This is a genomic window from Candidatus Stoquefichus massiliensis AP9 (assembly GCF_000455285.1).
GTDB classification, from domain to species: domain Bacteria; phylum Bacillota_I; class Bacilli_A; order Erysipelotrichales; family Coprobacillaceae; genus Stoquefichus; species Stoquefichus massiliensis.
In genome coordinates, this window is record NZ_HG005289.1 from 225069 (window position 1) to 241327 (window position 16259).

Genomic DNA, 16259 nt, shown 5'->3' on the forward strand with positions numbered 1-16259 from the left:
TTATTGAATTGGTTCGCCATTTAATACATTTTGAATAGCTTCCTTATTTTCCTTGACACTTGATTCATTAGGTAACATATAATAGAGTTTTCTACCTGGAATATATGCACCTCCTGTTAACATTGCTCCAGTTCCACTTAATTGTTTTGTTGCAAATGTCCAAGATGCCATATCATTCAATTGCATTTGAATAAGACTTGTAATCTCATTGGATTGCATATTTGTTTCAAAACATCCTTCAATAGAATTTAAAACACCATTATAATTCGTTAAAATAGCTGGAGACATCATTTTCTTTAACATTCCTGTTAAGACTCTCTGTTGATTAGCTACACGCCCATTATCGCCACCTGTAACTGTATAACGTGCTCTCGCAAAATAAAGTGCCTGATCTCCGTTTAACTGATTTTTACCTTTGACATAATGATATTGTCCTATTGAGAAATCTTCTACTGATTCTACTTCAATACCACCTAAAGCATCTACCATTTGAATCAGCGATGTAAAATTAACACGTGCATAATAATTAATATCAATATTCATAAAAGATTCTACTGTTTTAACAGTATTTTCAATACCCGCTAATCCAGAATGTGTTAATTTATCCTTTTTACCTTTATTAGCTAAAGTTACATAATAGTCTCTAGGAATACTTGTCATTAAGATCTGTTTTGTCTTAGGATTAACAGTCACAATCATATTGACATCACTTCTAGATATTGTTGATACTTTACCAAAAGTATCAATACCACTTATATATATAACAAATGGTTTTGATGTTACATCAACATCTTTTGAAAAATCCTCCAATTTTTTATCAATAGAATAAGACCATACAACCTTTGTATCTTCATTAAAACTTTCATAATCTGTTTCTAACATTGTACGATATGCTTCATTGACAAATATAGAATCACATTTGTTATCATATAAATCTTTTGCTAACTGGTGAAAATCATTCACTTCTAAAGATTCAAACGATTGATTTTCTTCTTTTAAAGCAGATAATGCTTTTGTAAAATATTGAAGATCTTCCTCCACATTCATAGCAATCTTCTTATCAGTTAAATCTTTCACATCTTTTATCTGACTATCTTTCTTTGTGATAACGGAATATGTATATGTATCCTTATTTGCTCCAGAAATGCTTTCTAACGTAGAATCTCCTTTAGCAATATAAAATGATCCAACAACTAATAATAAACTTATAATCAAACTACACACTTTTCCAACAATTGTTTTTATTGAATTGTTTTGATCATTTCGCATAAGAAAGAACATTCCAACATCTAATAAACATATAATGCCAACAAGTATGCAAGCATACATCATTGGAAGTGCTCCTAATTTAAAGATAAAAAATATAAATATAATCGTTGCAACAATCTGTAAACCTAAAATGACAGGCATTGTTGTTAATTTTTTTATAAAATTTTTCATTTAAATCCATCTCCCCTTTACTAAGATGTACTTATAATATCACAAAAATGTGTATAAGTTGTATCTTTTATAAATAATTTTCTTCTACATAAAAAGAAGCATCTATTATTAAGACACTTCTCTCTTTTTCTATTCAGATACAGTAATCTTTTCTCCATTCATCATTTTTTTAATTAATGATGTACAAGAACTTACACTCTTATCATCTGGAATCATATAATATAATTTGTTATTAGGCATATATGCTCCACCTGTCATAGACTGACCATGACCACTTAATTGAATTTGATGAATATCCCATGATGACATATCATTTAATTGCATTTGGATTAAATCAGTAATTTCACCTGAAGCCATGTTTGTTTCAAATGACCCTGCAATAGAATTTAAAATTCCATTGTAATTCGTAATAATAGCTGGTGACATGGCTTTCTTTAACATTGCTGTTAAAACACGTTGCTGGTTTTTAACACGATCATTATCACCATTTGCTAAACCATAACGTTCTCTTACAAATCCTAATGCTTTATTACCATCCATTTGATTATCACCTTTAACAATCTTATATTGCCCATGCATAGTAGTAAAAGCAACTGGTGAATTAACAGTAATACCATCTAAAGCGTCTACCATTTTAATAAGTGATGTAAAGTTGACTCTTGCATAATAATTAATATCAATTCCTAAGAAATTTTCAAGCGTTTTAACAGAGTTTTCAACGCCTGCAAGTCCTGCATGTGTCAATTTATCTTTTTTATCTTTATTTGCTAAAGTCACATAATAATCTCTAGGGATACTTGTCATTAAAATTTGTTTTGTCTTTGGATTTACTGTAACTAACATATTGACATCTGATCTTGATACAGTAGATACTGGCCCAGTTGTATCAATACCACTAATATAAATAGTAAATAATTTTTCAGTTACATCCACATTTTTAGAAATATCTTTAACTGTCTCAGTAATATCATAATGCCAGATTTCTCTTGTTTCATTTGCAAAATTTTCATGATTAGCTTCTAAATTAATATAATAAGCTTGATTGACAAGAATAGCTGGAGTTTTTCCACTGTATAAATCATCAGCCATCTTTTCAAAATCTTTAACATCATTTGTTTTAATAGAAGATTCTGCTTTCTTTAACTCATCTAAAGCTTTACTCATATTTTCTTCATCAACAGCATTATTAACTTCTATAGTTTGATTTTTTAAATCAGAAATTTCTTTATATTGACTATCATTTAATACAAGAAGTGACATTCTTGTTGTTTGAGTATTTGCTCCAGAAATCAAATCAAGTACTGAATTTCCTTTTGCAATATAAAGTGATCCAACTAATAGTAATACACTTAATATTAAACTCACTACTTTTCCAACAATATTTCTAACATTTCCCTGACCTTTCTTTGAGGAAGGTTTCATTAAGAAAAATGTTCCAACACACAATAACACAACAAGTGCAATAAGAATTAATAAATATTTCATAGGTAATGCATTTAATCTAAATAATAATGCAATTAATGCGATTGAAGCAATAGCTTGTATTGCAATAACAACTTGCCATGATGTTACTTTTTGTATAAGATTATTTGTATTTTTAGCTTTTTTAGCCATTTTATCCCTCTTTTCTTTAAACGAGAACATATTAGCATATTCATGTGTACTTTTCAAGAATTTATAGATTCTCTATTATATTTGTGGTGATTTTAATTTGTTTAATTGAGTTTTCTTAATATAAAAAGAAGAATGGACATATATATTGAGAGTTGTATTAACTGATGAATGCCCTAATATTTCACTTAAACTTTTAATATCTACATTTGATTGAACACATCTCGTCGCAAAAGTATGTCTTAATACATGAAAATGGTAATCTTTAATTTTAATTTCATGTAAGATCTTTTTAAAATAATATTGATATGTACGTGGGTCTAAGTAATGTTCTGTTCCGGTAATGACATATCCTTTAGGATTTCTTACACTTTTTAAAATATGGTATAAAACATTATTTATTGGTATTTCTCTTATAGAGTTTTGTGTTTTAGGAATTCCTATCTCTGTATAACTTTTTCCATTTTCGCTTATTCTTTGAATTGATTTATTGATAAGAATCCTTTGTTCAATTAAATCAATATCCGTCCATTGTAAAGCACAAATCTCACCTAATCTCAAACCAGTATATAAACAAATCATAATTCCAATATTGCGATAATTTAAATGTTGAATGATATAGTTTTCAAGACAATATAATTCTTTTTCTTCAATAGTAATAACTTTATGCTTTAATACCTTAACTGAAGGAATAGCTTTTAAAGGTATACACCTATATCCAATAATATTCCCGTAATACAATATACTTTTCAAAACAACAAGTATATCCTGTAACGTCTTATTAGATATCCCCTTATCTATCTTATCAATAAAATCAATAATGTTCATTACTGTAATTTCTGATACATAATAAAATCCTAAATAAACATCTATGTACTTCTCAATAATCCTTTTATATTGAAGCAATGATGTTTTTTTATTTTCTTTTCCTTATATTTTAACCATATCTTTGATAACTCCATAATACTCATCTTTTCCATAATTTTTCACCTCATTTCTATAGTAATACATTCGTAAAGTATATTCATTATGGAAAGGAATGATATTCATGAAAATATGTCTAGTAGGTTCTAGTGGTGGACATTTGACACATTTATATTTACTAAAACCAACGTGGGAAAAATATGACAGATTTTGGGTGACTTTTGATAAAGAAGATTCAAGAAGTATGTTAAAAGACGAAAAAATGTATCCGTGTTATTTTTCAGCCTTTTCTTTTTTATGATATTTTTATTTTGCTCCTTTTCTATTTCATGATGTTATTCTATAATAGACTTATATATCTACTATTCTTTAGAAAGACAAAAAAAGATAGAAATCTCCCCGACCAAAGTTTGATTTCTATCTGTTCCATTGAACAATATGATTCTAATAAAAATTAATCCAAATTTCAAGTCTATTAATCAAAAAATATATAATAAATATACGAATCGCTCTTTTCTCAATCATAAAAGTGTCTTACGTGCTTTTTTATCCGAATAAAAAGATTAGCTATATTTCAAGTAAAGTATTACAGCTAATCTTTATTTTCTTATCTTAAATTGACGACATTAACTATCTCTAATTCTATTTTAACACATATTTACAACATATTCCTAATTATTTAACTAGATAATTATTTAATCTTTAGTGAAGAGATATTACAATCAACATCAATTAATTGATGCCTTTACTATCAAAAATTTATTACTACGTTTTCTTAATACAATATATAAAAAGAAAATTTTTTTAGTGATATTCAACTAAATCTAATAATACAAAAACTATTACTAAATTATAAATATATTAATGTTAATTCGCAAATATTATAAGAAATCATATTGTTTGAATTTTAAAAACAAATTAGTCTTTTTCACAATTTGCTTCATTCAACTCTATATTATATTTTTTTAAATCTTTGATAAAACTAATAGAAATGAGTATTATAACAATAGCAATTGGAAATGCCGCAATAATACTTACAGACTGCAAATTAGTCATTGAGCTATCAGAAAACAGAAGAGCAATCGGTAAAAGAATAAGTAATATACACCACATAAGTTCAATAATTTTATGTGGCTTTTCACCTTCCCCCAATCTATGATAACTGTAACATGATGCAATTAAAGCAATAGAATCAAAAGATGTGGCATAAAACGCAATCATTGTAATTAAAAGTAGTATTAATATAAAATTTGAGGCTGGTAATGTCCGAATAATTGTAATAATAACTTGGTATAAATCTCCTGTTGATTGATACAAGGCAATTAAATCACATCTCCCTGACATTTGTACACCTAAAGAATAATTTCCTAGGATAATAAAGCTAATTAATGTTGAGCCGACCCCGAAGACATATCCTCCTAAAATAACTTGTTTGATAGTTCTTCCTTTCGAAATGCTTCCAATAAAGAAAGGCGCAGCCACGCACCAAACCATCCAATATGCCCAATAGAATATTGTCCAATTTTGAGGAAATGATGTTGATCTTTGCGGATCAGTAAATGTTGCTAATTCAATAAAATTTTGTATCATTCTTCCTAATGAAGAAAAACCCGTCTCTATAATATATTTTGTTTCTCCACTAAAGAATAATACAAATGCTAAAAGAGTGAAAAACAAATATATGCAAACTTTAGCAAGAAAACTAATACCTTTTATTCCATGAAGAAGTGCATATGTATAAATAATACATGTAACAATTAAAATAGTAATTGTTACAACGGTTCTATCTATATTTATATTAAATAATTCATTGATGATACTTGACATCAATGGTGTTGCTAATGTAAATGTTGTTGCTGTTCCTGCAATTAATGCAAAAACTGCCAACAAATCAATAAATCGTCCTATAAATCCATTAGTATGATTTCCTAGTAACGGTCGGCATGCTTCTGAAAACTTCTGCCTATTTCTTTTTCTTACATGTAACATAAATCCAAATGCAACTGCTAATACTAAATAAAATCCCCATGGGATAAGGCTCCAATGAAATAGTGGAAAGACACTAGACCAGTCTTGGATACTTCCTAGTTCAGCAATATGGGGATCCGTTGCATATAATATCCATTCCGAAAATGAATAGAATAAAATATCAGCGGCTAATCCAGCAGTAAACATCATTGCTCCCCACGCAAAAAAAGAATACTTTGGTTTTTCGTCTGGTTTCCCTAGGCGTATATCTCCGAATTTAGAAAAAGTAATAAATATAGATAAGATAAATATACCTAAACCTATTATCAAATAATATACACCTAATGTATCTCCTAAAAAAAATCGTATTTGACTTAATACCCTATTTGATTTATTAGGCATATAGAAGAACAAAATGCAGAGAATAATAATTAGTGATAATGGAAATAGAGTTATCATCCAGTCTATCTGTTTTTTATCCATTTTTTTATGATTTACCATAATGCTATTTTCCTCCTATATAACTTGGATCTAAATTAATGAGTTGTTCAAAATCATCTATTTCTATGATATCATTTTCTTCCATTTGCATGATACCTAGCTGATATTCATTAAAATAACAAAATAACACTATATCATCCCAATAAATTTTATGATTTTTGTGAATTTCAAATTCTATTTCAAGATGATTCTTCAATTTTTTTGCATCATTTTTAGACCATCTAGAAATACTATACAACTGCCATCCATGTTTACCACCAATACGTGAACATCTTTTAATTATATTGTTTTCTAGTTCAAGAAGCCACTCATCTGTTTCTCCCTCGCACCAAATACAATTATATCCTGATCTAATAAATTCTTTTTTTAATATATTAGGATTGTATATAATCTGATCCCCATCTAAAATAATTGCATCTTCGAGATAATTTCTTGCAACATATAACGATGAGATATTATTACAAGTATCAAAATAAGGATTTTCAATAAATGTAATGTTATCATACTTATCCAATAGGACTTTAAATTCACTTTTTAAATAACCTACCACGATATATATTTCATATATATCGTTTTCATATAGTGCATCAATTATAGTTTCTATCATTCTTTTCCCATTAACATTTATTAATGGTTTAGGCGTAGTCAGACTAACTGGTTGCAATCGTGTTCCTTTACCTGCTGCCAAGATAATTGCTCGTTTTACTATATTCATATATTACTCCTTTCAATAAATTTCATTGCATAGTAATAATATTCTTTTGCATATCGATACTGTATCAAAGAATATTCTCCGAATTCTACTCCCAAATGATATTTATACTCACACCAATTACTCCATAATAATCCACATGTAGCAATATAACAATAAATTTTCAAACGTATACTATCGAGACATTGATTTTCAAAATATATATCAATCAATTGATCAATTTGTTTTTTATCGTACATAGCATATATACAAAACATAGCAATATCAACATGTGCATCTTGCATTGCTGCATATTCCCAATCAATCAATTTTATTTTTTTCTCATTTTTATCTTGATAGATAAGAAAATTATCTGGAACAGCATCGATATGCGTTAATGTCCACACTTTAGGAGAATTATCAATAATCGTTTTTAACTTAAATACATTTTGTTTAGTCTCTTCATAATCTGGATATAGAGAATTACCATTTCTTAATTTTTCATAAAAATCAATTTTTTTATACAAATTAAAACAATGATCCACTTTTATATTCAAAGAATGAAAATTCTTTAAAAATTTCATACAATTTTTTAAGTCTTCTAAATTTACTGGATTACATACTTTTGAATTATTAATATATTTAGTTAATTTATATCCATTATTTTTATCAAAGTAAATGACTTCATCACAAATGTGTAAATGATTAATTTTTTTGTAGACTTCTCCTTCCTCATAACGATTAATTAATTTATTGGTACCTTCACCAGGAATTCTCATAATATATTTTTGATCATTAGTTTCAAACATAAATGATCTATTTGTCATTCCTTTTTTTGATAATGTAATATTTTTAATATCTAAAATATTAATATTTAAACTATTTAGTATAATTTGAATAATATCAGAATAAAGACTATTAGAATTTGGATCTAAATCTCTTAAATCCTTAAAAGTATTGATTTCTTTAGATTTACCTTTAATAGTTTTATTATAAATATCTACATTTGAGTTGCCAATAATAATATCTTCCCAATAATAATGTTTTCTAAGAAAATAAGAATCATTTAATTTGTCAAATTGATTTTTTATTACAATTGAATCTTCATAATTTAAATAAGCGATACTTAATGGTTTGTTACTAATATCCTTTTTGTTTTTTATAATTACTTTTTGATTTCTAAGTGACATATATTTTGTAATAACTTTTTGATTAGCATCAAACAAATACCAAGAGTTTAATTCAATATTATGAAATGGGTTTTCTTGGAACCATATGTCACTAGGTACAATGTATGAATTATGTAAATATTCTCTTGCCAAATATAAAGAATAGATATTATTTGTTTCCAAATATCTATTATTGACTATAAGATGTATACCATATTTGTCAATAAGGTGTTCATACTGTTCTTTCATATATCCTACTACTATATGAATTTCCGTAATACCAACATTGTGGAGCTTTTCAATAATATTTTCTGTAATTGTTTTTCCATATATTTCAACAAATCCTTTTGGCATATCTTTATTAATTGGTGTCATTCTTAGTCCAATCCCTGCCGCAAGTATAATTGCATTAGTTGGCCTATTTTTATTAATCATTTTTATTGAGATATTAGTAATTTCATTATTATATGATAAATACTTTTTCTCTTTTAAAATTTTAATATTTTTATTAATTGTTCCTAAAGAACAATTTAAATCGCTAGACATTTCTCTTTGAGTATAATGCGGATATTGATATAGCTTTTTTATTATATTTAAAGCAATTATGTTCATTATGATAATACACCTCCATATTAATGAACAACACATCACCAAATAAAGGTCAACATATGACCTCGATTTTAAGATGAAGTATGTTTATAATTTATTTATATATGAAACAGTACACAATACATATCTTATTAATTTCATTACATACCGTTTTAGTTAAATATTTGCTCATCTAATTTATCAAATAAACTCCCCCAGGTAGAACCCACAAATGTCTCCCAGACATTTGTGACGGGGTATTTGAAAACATTGTGATTACAATCTTAAGAGTATTTGTTCATAAGAATCTTGTTTACCTTAATTCTTGACATATTCTTTGATTGTTTTCTCACTTGTATTCTTTCCACAACTCGAAACAAAAAATCCGCCGCTCCAAAAACTTCCACCCCATAATACCTTCTTAACTTCAGGATGTTCAGCAAATATGCGTTTTGCCGTTGTACTTTTTATTGTTATTATAATTTTGTTGGACTATACTCAGGTAATGACTGAATAAGAAAATGAACATGATCTTGGTCTGCTCCAATTTCTAGAAATGTAATCCAATCATATCTTGTTTCTATTCCCTCGCATATTTGCTTTAAACTCTTGTCTACATATTGTGTTATCACCACGCGACGATATTTCGTTGGGCATACAAAATGGTAAACAAGATTTGAAACATTATGTGAATTGTGTATAAACATACTATCTGGCATTCGTAATCACCCCAAAGTTATATAATAACTTTAGGCGCTACGCCACAAGCAGTGGGGAAATGCCCAAGAGTTAAAAGTATTCATTGGATACTTTTAACTTATTATAAATAGTAGTCTATTTTTTTAATCTAATCTTTTTCTAATATCATTTAATAAATTGATAGGTGAAAATTCATTTTGATAATTGTAGTTTACTATACTTTTTTCTCTTACCCAATTCCAATCAATGTCATTTACGTCTTTAAAATATTGTATGTATTTTTCGTTATAAAATGATAATTTAAGAATCGATGGATTATTTGTTAATAATTTTTTATTATATACTATAGCTTCATAAGCTCTTAAAGTTAAACCTACTTGTTTAGATCTAACAATATCTAAAATGCAATTTGCTTCCAATGTTTTAGAAATAATTTCATCATATTCCATAATATCTTCTTTAGAATGTAAAATTACATTATAATCTATATCTTTCAAGATGGTGTTGTTTGGATCAACTATAACGTCCATAGTTACATTGACATTAAATTTTTTTGATATCTCAATTAACTTTTTTAATATTGCACCTCTATCCGATTCAACACCTGCAAAGTATAAATCTTTATTAATATCAAATTTTTTATCCAAAAGTTTAGAATATGGAGTTTGCCAAAATATAAGATTATTCTTCGCTGCATCATCAGAATCAAAAGTGTAAGTTAAATCAAATATTTTGTTATTAAGTAAATAATTCGCATATTTTGATACTTCTCTAGAAGCAGAATCAATATAAAAAATAATATATCTTAAATTATTAAACTGTTGCTTCAACCTTTCTAAAAACCTTAATGGATATCTTGATGTTGTAAATGTTGTATTTAAAAATATAACATAAATTTTTTTATATTTATTATTTATTTTGTAAATTTCTTTATAAAGATTATACTTTTCTATAAACAGGAAGTTTAATTTCCCTTGTGTGAACGATTGTACCTTTCTACGTCCTAATATATTGGAAACTAATCCTATAGAGTTTTCTTTTACGATTGTCAATTGTTTTTTGTCACTTAAAATATCTTTAAACATTCTTTCTTCAAGTATATTTGCCTCTCTAATATTGTTTTGTACAAAAATAAAATAATCAGTCATTAGATACTCCTTTCTGTTTTTCCAATTGTTCAATTCTTTCTAATATTCTAATTGGTGAAAAAACATTATTATTTTTATACTGTACATTTTCTTTTTTTAAAAGAAAATCAATATTAATATCCTCAGTTTTTTCAAAAATTTGCATATATCTACTATCATAAAATGGCATTTCTGATAAAAAACTATTATTAGTTAATAATTTTTTATTAAACATAATTGCTTCACATGTTCTTAAAGTAATACCTGTTTGTCCATCACGCAATATTTCAATAATACAATTTGTATTATATGATCTTATCAAATCTTCTTGAAAAGATAATCTTTCATTATATGTAACTCCTCTAATTTTTTCTTGTTTTGAGAGTGGAACTTCAGTAATAAAAAAAGAACAATTAGGTAAAATATTTGATATTTTCTTAAAAACTTCTTGAAGTTTATTAATGCGCCCACAACCGCTACCAATAAAAAAAGCATCACTTTTTTTATTGGTATCTTCACTTATGTTTTTAGGAAAAGATAAACAATTATAAAAATATTCTAGTTTATATCTCTCGCAGTCATTTTTATCAAAAGAAAATTTATAATCAAACAAAGCTAATAAATCATAGGAACGTCTTGCGCCTGGATATTTTGAAGAATCAAATATAAGCAAAGCAAATTTGACATTAGCATGCTTCTTTTTTATTTGTAATAAATAATCTTTTTCAAAATGTTTCCTTAAAGATCCATTCATAAATATTACACAATAATTCTCGTTTGGGTCAAAATCATATTTATGAAGTTCATAAAATGGATACCAGATTTGTTTAAATGGTAATGGAATACGCTTATTAATTCTATCATCATAATGTAAATTATATATTTTTTTTAAAAAAGAAGGTATCTTCATCCTTTGTAATTCTACAACATCATAGATATTTTGTATAAATAAATCATTCATCATTGCTCTATATAACTCATGTTCATCATTTATCATTATATATTTCATTTTTACTCCATTCTCCACACCTTGTTGTGTGGCACAAATATTTTTTGAAAGATGTCCTACTTACGCTATGCTTCCTTTTATCCCAATACTACAATATAAGAGAACTAGTATACTACAAAGCATGTAAAGGTGAGTAGATAGTCTTTTATCTTTTTGATTTAAGACTAATCTGTATATCTATAAATTGCTGTCACAAATAATTGAGGGGGAGGTTAGAGCTCAAACACTTATCATTGATATATAATCATTTGGTCATATTGCTGGATGACAGTCAATGGCATTCTTGACTCTGTATCCTCAGATTCTTTAGGAAAAAGTAGCCGTACTGTCCTAGAACAAGTTATGAGTTCTAACATGATTACAAAGAAAATATTGGAAAATTACTTCTTAAATTTGGGATAAGAACATGGTTATAATGGTTATTCAATATTCACATATTAAAACTGCAAACGTCTCGAATTAAAATGTGCTATGAAGTATCTTAATAATTTTAATAAGAATATTTATGGTTTTGAATTGGAAATAATTAAACAAAGTGAATTTTTCATTGACATCAAAGAATATATCCCTCAACAGCTGAGTTAGAGTGTCTCTCAAAATAATGGAGATATTGATAAAAAGAAATCAATTCATATATTAAAATTTGGACAATATATCAAACCTACCCTTGATTGATGTACCTGTTATTGTATAGTAGTAAGACATATTTTAAAGTTAAATATAATAGAATACAGAAAAAATATAGTCACAATAAAACGATAATGATCATAGACAGAATATTTCTTATTTCATCCTATCATTTGGTCAAAACGAGTGAAAATTTTAATCCATAAAATTATGACTGCTTTAAAAAACCAAGATTAAATCAATCAAAGATTATATCAAAACAAATTCTTTAAAATTTTCACATGTAGAGATTTTTCAAATCCAAATAACAGAAATTTAACAAGACTGTTAATCATTTACGTTAAAGTTTTTAAAAGACTATAATTTCGACTTATTTATAAGTCATCTTTTATTGATTGTATCATTCATTTTGTTCTTTTAACAAAATCAGATGGTATCAAAAAAGTTAGTTTCTTTTTAAAATATGTATTCCTTTTTTATAAATATCAAAAATTATTTCATTTTTTAAAATAAGTTCAATAAATATATATACTATAGCCGATAATAATATGCATAAGAAAGTTTCTAAGATAAAACCGAATTTAAAAAGTTTTATAATATTACATAGCAAATATATACCTAAACCTCCAAAAAAAACTGGTTTAATAATTGAATAATTTAAACTTTTTAAATATTCTTTTGATTTAATGAAACATATCAAAAAAACAACTATTTCTGCAATCAGAGTGGTTAGAGCAGCTGCGTTTTGTTTATATAAAGGAATCAATAAAAGATTTAATAAAATATTTAAAATCGCACTTATAATAGTTGCATATAGAAATATATCCTCTCTTCTATATGGAATAAGTACTCCTGTCCCAAATATACAAGCCAATAGAGCAAATATCAGAGCTATTGACAGTATTTGCAAAGGTAAGACAGCTTCTAAATATGCTTCACCAGCAATGATTAGTACAATATTTTCACTTATACAGTATAATCCAATGGCAGCAGGAAACAAAATTGTAAAAAGCATATTGAATACTTGATTAAATAATGATTTAAACTTTGCAGTTTCTGTATATGCTGTTAATCTAGGAATTGTTACTGATATAACTGCCAACATTACCTGTTTCACAATTGTATATATCTTAACAGATGTGCTGTATATACCTACACTATAATCACCAATAATCCAACCTAGAATTGATATATCAGAATTGACATAAATTGTTGATGCAATGGTTGAACTAAAAATTAATAGAATTGGTTTAATATGCTTTTTTAAAACAATTATTTTAAAATGGAATTTAAACTTTAAATATTTATTAGCATATACTCCATAAAATATATTTGCTATCCCTGTAGATAATACACTAAAAAAACTAATATATATATATATCCTTAGGGGTTTTGATAAACGTCAATAAACAACATACATATATTAATTGTGATATAATTTGAGCAATAGTAATTATACCAAATTCCTCATATATATTATAAATCCAGGACTTACTAAATGTTGCTAAAAGTATTTGTATACTCAAAATCATAATTAATAAATAATAGTTTGAAAATTTTTCAAAAGAAATTACTATAATAAATAAGGATATGTAAGCTATTAAAGTAGAAATTATATTAATTGAAATAATTTCATTCGCAAAGTTTGTAAACCTTTCTTTATCCTCACGTATTTTAGCACCTTCGCGAATTGCATATGTAGTTATACCTAATTCGGCAAAAATCACAAAATAACTAACTATAGATAATGCAAAATTATATTGTCCTATTGCATTTACTTGTAAAGTTCTCGTAATATAAGGAAATGTTATTAAAGGCATAATTAAAGAAAAAATAGTTTTTATAGAAACTAGTAACGCATTTTTTGTTAAAGATTTATTCATTCAAAATTCTCCTTTGCAAAAAGGATTTCAAAGTTAAATATACATTTGTTAAAATCAAAAAACCTTTAATTTTTTCAGTATAATTCAAATATGGAGATAGAACAAATAATATAAAATTACTTTTTAAATTGTTATAATAACATATATAATCATCAATATACTTTTTCTTTGTCTCTTTATCTTCTAAAATCAAATAGAGCATATAAAGTGAATATTTTGCTTTAAAACACTTATACTCTTTTTTTAAGTTAGGATAATATTTTTCAATTATATTTTCTATTTGATTAAGATGCTCAATTATAATATGCTTTTTTGGGGAATATCCTGACCTAGTAATACTTTCACCGTTTTTACAATAATAATATAAAGGTTTAGATACATGCACAATTCTACTACATTTTTTAAATATTAAAGGTAATATTACAATATCCTCATTAATTTCACCTTCCGGGAATTTTATTTCATCAAACAAACTCCTTTTATATAATTTATCCCAAGCTGGTTCCCCTATATATGTTCCTCTTAACATCTCTTGCATTGCTTTAGTAGATGAAATAGTTTTTTCCTTTGGTAGGGTGAATTCTTCTTCTATTTTTCCATTATCATAAAGGACGTAACGTCCACAGCAAGCCAAATCTGAATCAAACTTATAAATAGCATTAATCATTGTTTCAATCATAGTTTTATCAATAAAATCATCGCTATCTACAAAGCAAAGAAATTCTCCATGGCTTACATAGATTCCTGCATTTCTGGCGCTAGACAACCCACCATTAGTTTTATGTAAAACAACTACTCTATCATCTTTTTCTTTCCAAAACTCACACATGGATGAGCAATTATCTGGTGATCCATCATCTACTAGGATAATTTCTATGTTTTGATATGATTGATTTACTATGCTATTAATGCATCTATCAAGATACATTTCTACATTGTATATTGGTACAATAACTGAGACTAATGGATTGTTCATTTTTTTCTCCTTTAAGATTTTATTTTCAATAAAACGTAGCATACTAAAGTCATTTTCTTTTCAATAAAATAATATAAAACCTTTCTTTGAAATGGTGAAGATAATTTACATATTTTGATTGCCTTAAGTAACGTTTCATTTTTTATCTCTTTTTTTAAGATATCAAACTTTTTATTAAATTTGTAATGAGATGCAACAATTTGTTTTAATGCTGCTATACAGTTTCCCAAATATAAATTATTAAAACTATTCATTACATCACTATTATAATTTAATTCAGCTAGTGCTTTTTGAGTACACTGATAAAAAAAAGTATTTTTTTCTAATCGATCTTCACGGAATACATGAGTTAAAGAATTGTTGTTATAATAATAGTAATAAAAAGCCTGAGGAATAGTTACCACTTTTTCTACATGTTTATATAAATATATTAATGAATAAAAGTCTTCTGAAATAATTTCACGCTCTGATACTAATCTCCAATTAGCTCGTTTGATAAGATTAATACTAAACATTGAAGCACACATACTCATACAATATCCATAGTCTTTACCATCAATAGGATCTACATTCATCAGTCTTGGTAAAAATATTTTTTCAATTTCATTTTTTTCAAAAATTTTATACTGAAGTGGTTTAGTGATTTTGGTAATCTTGTTATTAGGACCTATATAATTAATCCCAAAATTAACTATGTCTGCTGATGTTTCACAAATTGCTTCTAAACAGCATTTTATAGTATTAATATCGACTCGATCATCTGCGTCACAAAAACATAGATACTCCCCAGATGCATTTTCGATGCCGGTGTTTCTAGCATAGCCAAGTCCTTGATTTTTTTTGTGTATAACTTTAATCCTTGTATCTTTAGTAGCCCATTTATCACATATTAATGAACTCATATCTGTAGAACCATCATCAATTAATAAAATTTCTATATTTCTATAAGTTTGCTTTATTATACTTAATATGCATCTATCAAGAAACTTCTCGGCATTATACACTGGAACTATAATTGTAACTAAGATCTCATCCATACTTTTCCC

The 16259-nt window shown here is 26.4% G+C and carries 13 protein-coding genes and 1 pseudogene; 1 reads left to right on the forward strand and 13 read right to left on the reverse strand.

The genetic code is table 11. The features are described from left to right. The 3 genes from BN350_RS10765 to BN350_RS10775 form a co-directional block, all read right to left on the reverse strand. Positions 1-1440: an LCP family glycopolymer transferase gene (locus BN350_RS10765; RefSeq protein ID WP_028043606.1), complete on the reverse strand. Its 1440-nt coding sequence runs from the start codon at positions 1438-1440 to the stop codon at positions 1-3. 129 nt (positions 1441-1569) lie between these two features. After that, positions 1570-3054, reverse strand: coding sequence for an LCP family protein (locus BN350_RS10770; protein ID WP_028043607.1), 1485 nt, complete (start codon positions 3052-3054; stop codon positions 1570-1572). A gap of 75 nt (positions 3055-3129) precedes the next feature. Continuing rightward, positions 3130-3957: a tyrosine-type recombinase/integrase gene (locus BN350_RS10775; RefSeq protein WP_222704652.1), complete on the reverse strand. Its 828-nt coding sequence runs from the start codon at positions 3955-3957 to the stop codon at positions 3130-3132. Between the two features lie 142 nt (positions 3958-4099). Here BN350_RS10775 and BN350_RS20290 point away from each other — a divergent pair, with 142 nt between their 5' ends. Continuing rightward, on the forward strand, positions 4100-4276 hold the full coding sequence (locus BN350_RS20290) for a hypothetical protein (RefSeq protein ID WP_231385269.1): 177 nt from the start codon (positions 4100-4102) through the stop codon (positions 4274-4276). A 617-nt stretch (positions 4277-4893) separates the two neighbouring features. Here BN350_RS20290 and BN350_RS10790 read toward each other — a convergent pair. The 10 genes and pseudogenes from BN350_RS10790 to BN350_RS19045 all read right to left on the reverse strand — a co-directional run bounded on the left by BN350_RS10790 (position 4894) and on the right by BN350_RS19045 (position 16250). Continuing rightward, a complete protein-coding gene (locus BN350_RS10790) occupies positions 4894-6444 on the reverse strand; it encodes a BCCT family transporter (protein ID WP_028043609.1) in 1551 nt (516 codons plus the stop codon). A gap of 4 nt (positions 6445-6448) precedes the next feature. After that, positions 6449-7159, reverse strand: a complete 711-nt coding sequence (locus BN350_RS10795) for a sugar phosphate nucleotidyltransferase (RefSeq protein ID WP_028043610.1) — start codon at positions 7157-7159, stop codon at positions 6449-6451. After that, positions 7156-8916 (reverse strand): NTP transferase domain-containing protein, encoded by a 1761-nt coding sequence (locus BN350_RS10800; RefSeq protein WP_028043611.1) that lies wholly within the window; start codon positions 8914-8916, stop codon positions 7156-7158. Before BN350_RS10800 ends, BN350_RS10795 begins: the two co-directional genes overlap by 4 nt. A 297-nt stretch (positions 8917-9213) precedes the next feature. Then, a pseudogene (gene tnpA / locus BN350_RS19030) lies at positions 9214-9611 on the reverse strand (IS200/IS605 family transposase); the annotation flags it as partial. Between the two features lie 123 nt (positions 9612-9734). Beyond that, on the reverse strand, positions 9735-10739 hold the full coding sequence (locus BN350_RS10810; protein ID WP_028043612.1) for a WaaS/CpsH family glycosyltransferase: 1005 nt from the start codon (positions 10737-10739) through the stop codon (positions 9735-9737). Beyond that, positions 10732-11727 (reverse strand): WaaS/CpsH family glycosyltransferase, encoded by a 996-nt coding sequence (locus tag BN350_RS10815; RefSeq protein WP_028043613.1) that lies wholly within the window; start codon positions 11725-11727, stop codon positions 10732-10734. Before BN350_RS10815 ends, BN350_RS10810 begins: the two co-directional genes overlap by 8 nt. 1072 nt (positions 11728-12799) lie before the next feature. Beyond that, the gene (locus tag BN350_RS20005; RefSeq protein WP_315968802.1) at positions 12800-13735 is read right to left on the reverse strand and encodes an oligosaccharide flippase family protein; all 936 of its coding nucleotides are present in this window, start codon (positions 13733-13735) and stop codon (positions 12800-12802) included. Further along, positions 13719-14237: an oligosaccharide flippase family protein gene (locus BN350_RS20010; protein WP_049945557.1), complete on the reverse strand. Its 519-nt coding sequence runs from the start codon at positions 14235-14237 to the stop codon at positions 13719-13721. Before BN350_RS20010 ends, BN350_RS20005 begins: the two co-directional genes overlap by 17 nt. Then, the gene (locus BN350_RS20015; RefSeq protein WP_187117131.1) at positions 14230-15213 is read right to left on the reverse strand and encodes a glycosyltransferase family 2 protein; all 984 of its coding nucleotides are present in this window, start codon (positions 15211-15213) and stop codon (positions 14230-14232) included. The genes BN350_RS20010 and BN350_RS20015 overlap by 8 nt, the downstream gene beginning before the upstream one ends. Positions 15214-15224: 11 nt before the next feature. Then, positions 15225-16250, reverse strand: a complete 1026-nt coding sequence (locus tag BN350_RS19045) for a glycosyltransferase family 2 protein (RefSeq protein ID WP_049945559.1) — start codon at positions 16248-16250, stop codon at positions 15225-15227. Positions 16251-16259 lie beyond the last annotated feature (9 nt).

What these genes read in the sequence shown, in the direction of transcription:
- BN350_RS10795 (WP_028043610.1), bottom strand. Translation starts at nt 7,159, where the DNA reads ATGAATATAGTAAAACGAGCAATTATCTTGGCAGCAGGTAAAGGAACA.
- BN350_RS10770 (WP_028043607.1), bottom strand. Translation starts at nt 3,054, where the DNA reads ATGGCTAAAAAAGCTAAAAATACAAATAATCTTATACAAAAAGTAACA.
- BN350_RS10765 (WP_028043606.1), bottom strand. Translation starts at nt 1,440, where the DNA reads ATGAAAAATTTTATAAAAAAATTAACAACAATGCCTGTCATTTTAGGT.
- BN350_RS10810 (WP_028043612.1), bottom strand. Translation starts at nt 10,739, where the DNA reads ATGACTGATTATTTTATTTTTGTACAAAACAATATTAGAGAGGCAAAT.
- BN350_RS20290 (WP_231385269.1), top strand. Translation starts at nt 4,100, where the DNA reads ATGAAAATATGTCTAGTAGGTTCTAGTGGTGGACATTTGACACATTTA.
- BN350_RS10815 (WP_028043613.1), bottom strand. Translation starts at nt 11,727, where the DNA reads ATGAAATATATAATGATAAATGATGAACATGAGTTATATAGAGCAATG.
- BN350_RS10800 (WP_028043611.1), bottom strand. Translation starts at nt 8,916, where the DNA reads ATGAACATAATTGCTTTAAATATAATAAAAAAGCTATATCAATATCCG.
- BN350_RS10790 (WP_028043609.1), bottom strand. Translation starts at nt 6,444, where the DNA reads ATGGTAAATCATAAAAAAATGGATAAAAAACAGATAGACTGGATGATA.
- BN350_RS20010 (WP_049945557.1), bottom strand. Translation starts at nt 14,237, where the DNA reads ATGAATAAATCTTTAACAAAAAATGCGTTACTAGTTTCTATAAAAACT.
- BN350_RS19045 (WP_049945559.1), bottom strand. Translation starts at nt 16,250, where the DNA reads ATGGATGAGATCTTAGTTACAATTATAGTTCCAGTGTATAATGCCGAG.
- BN350_RS20015 (WP_187117131.1), bottom strand. Translation starts at nt 15,213, where the DNA reads ATGAACAATCCATTAGTCTCAGTTATTGTACCAATATACAATGTAGAA.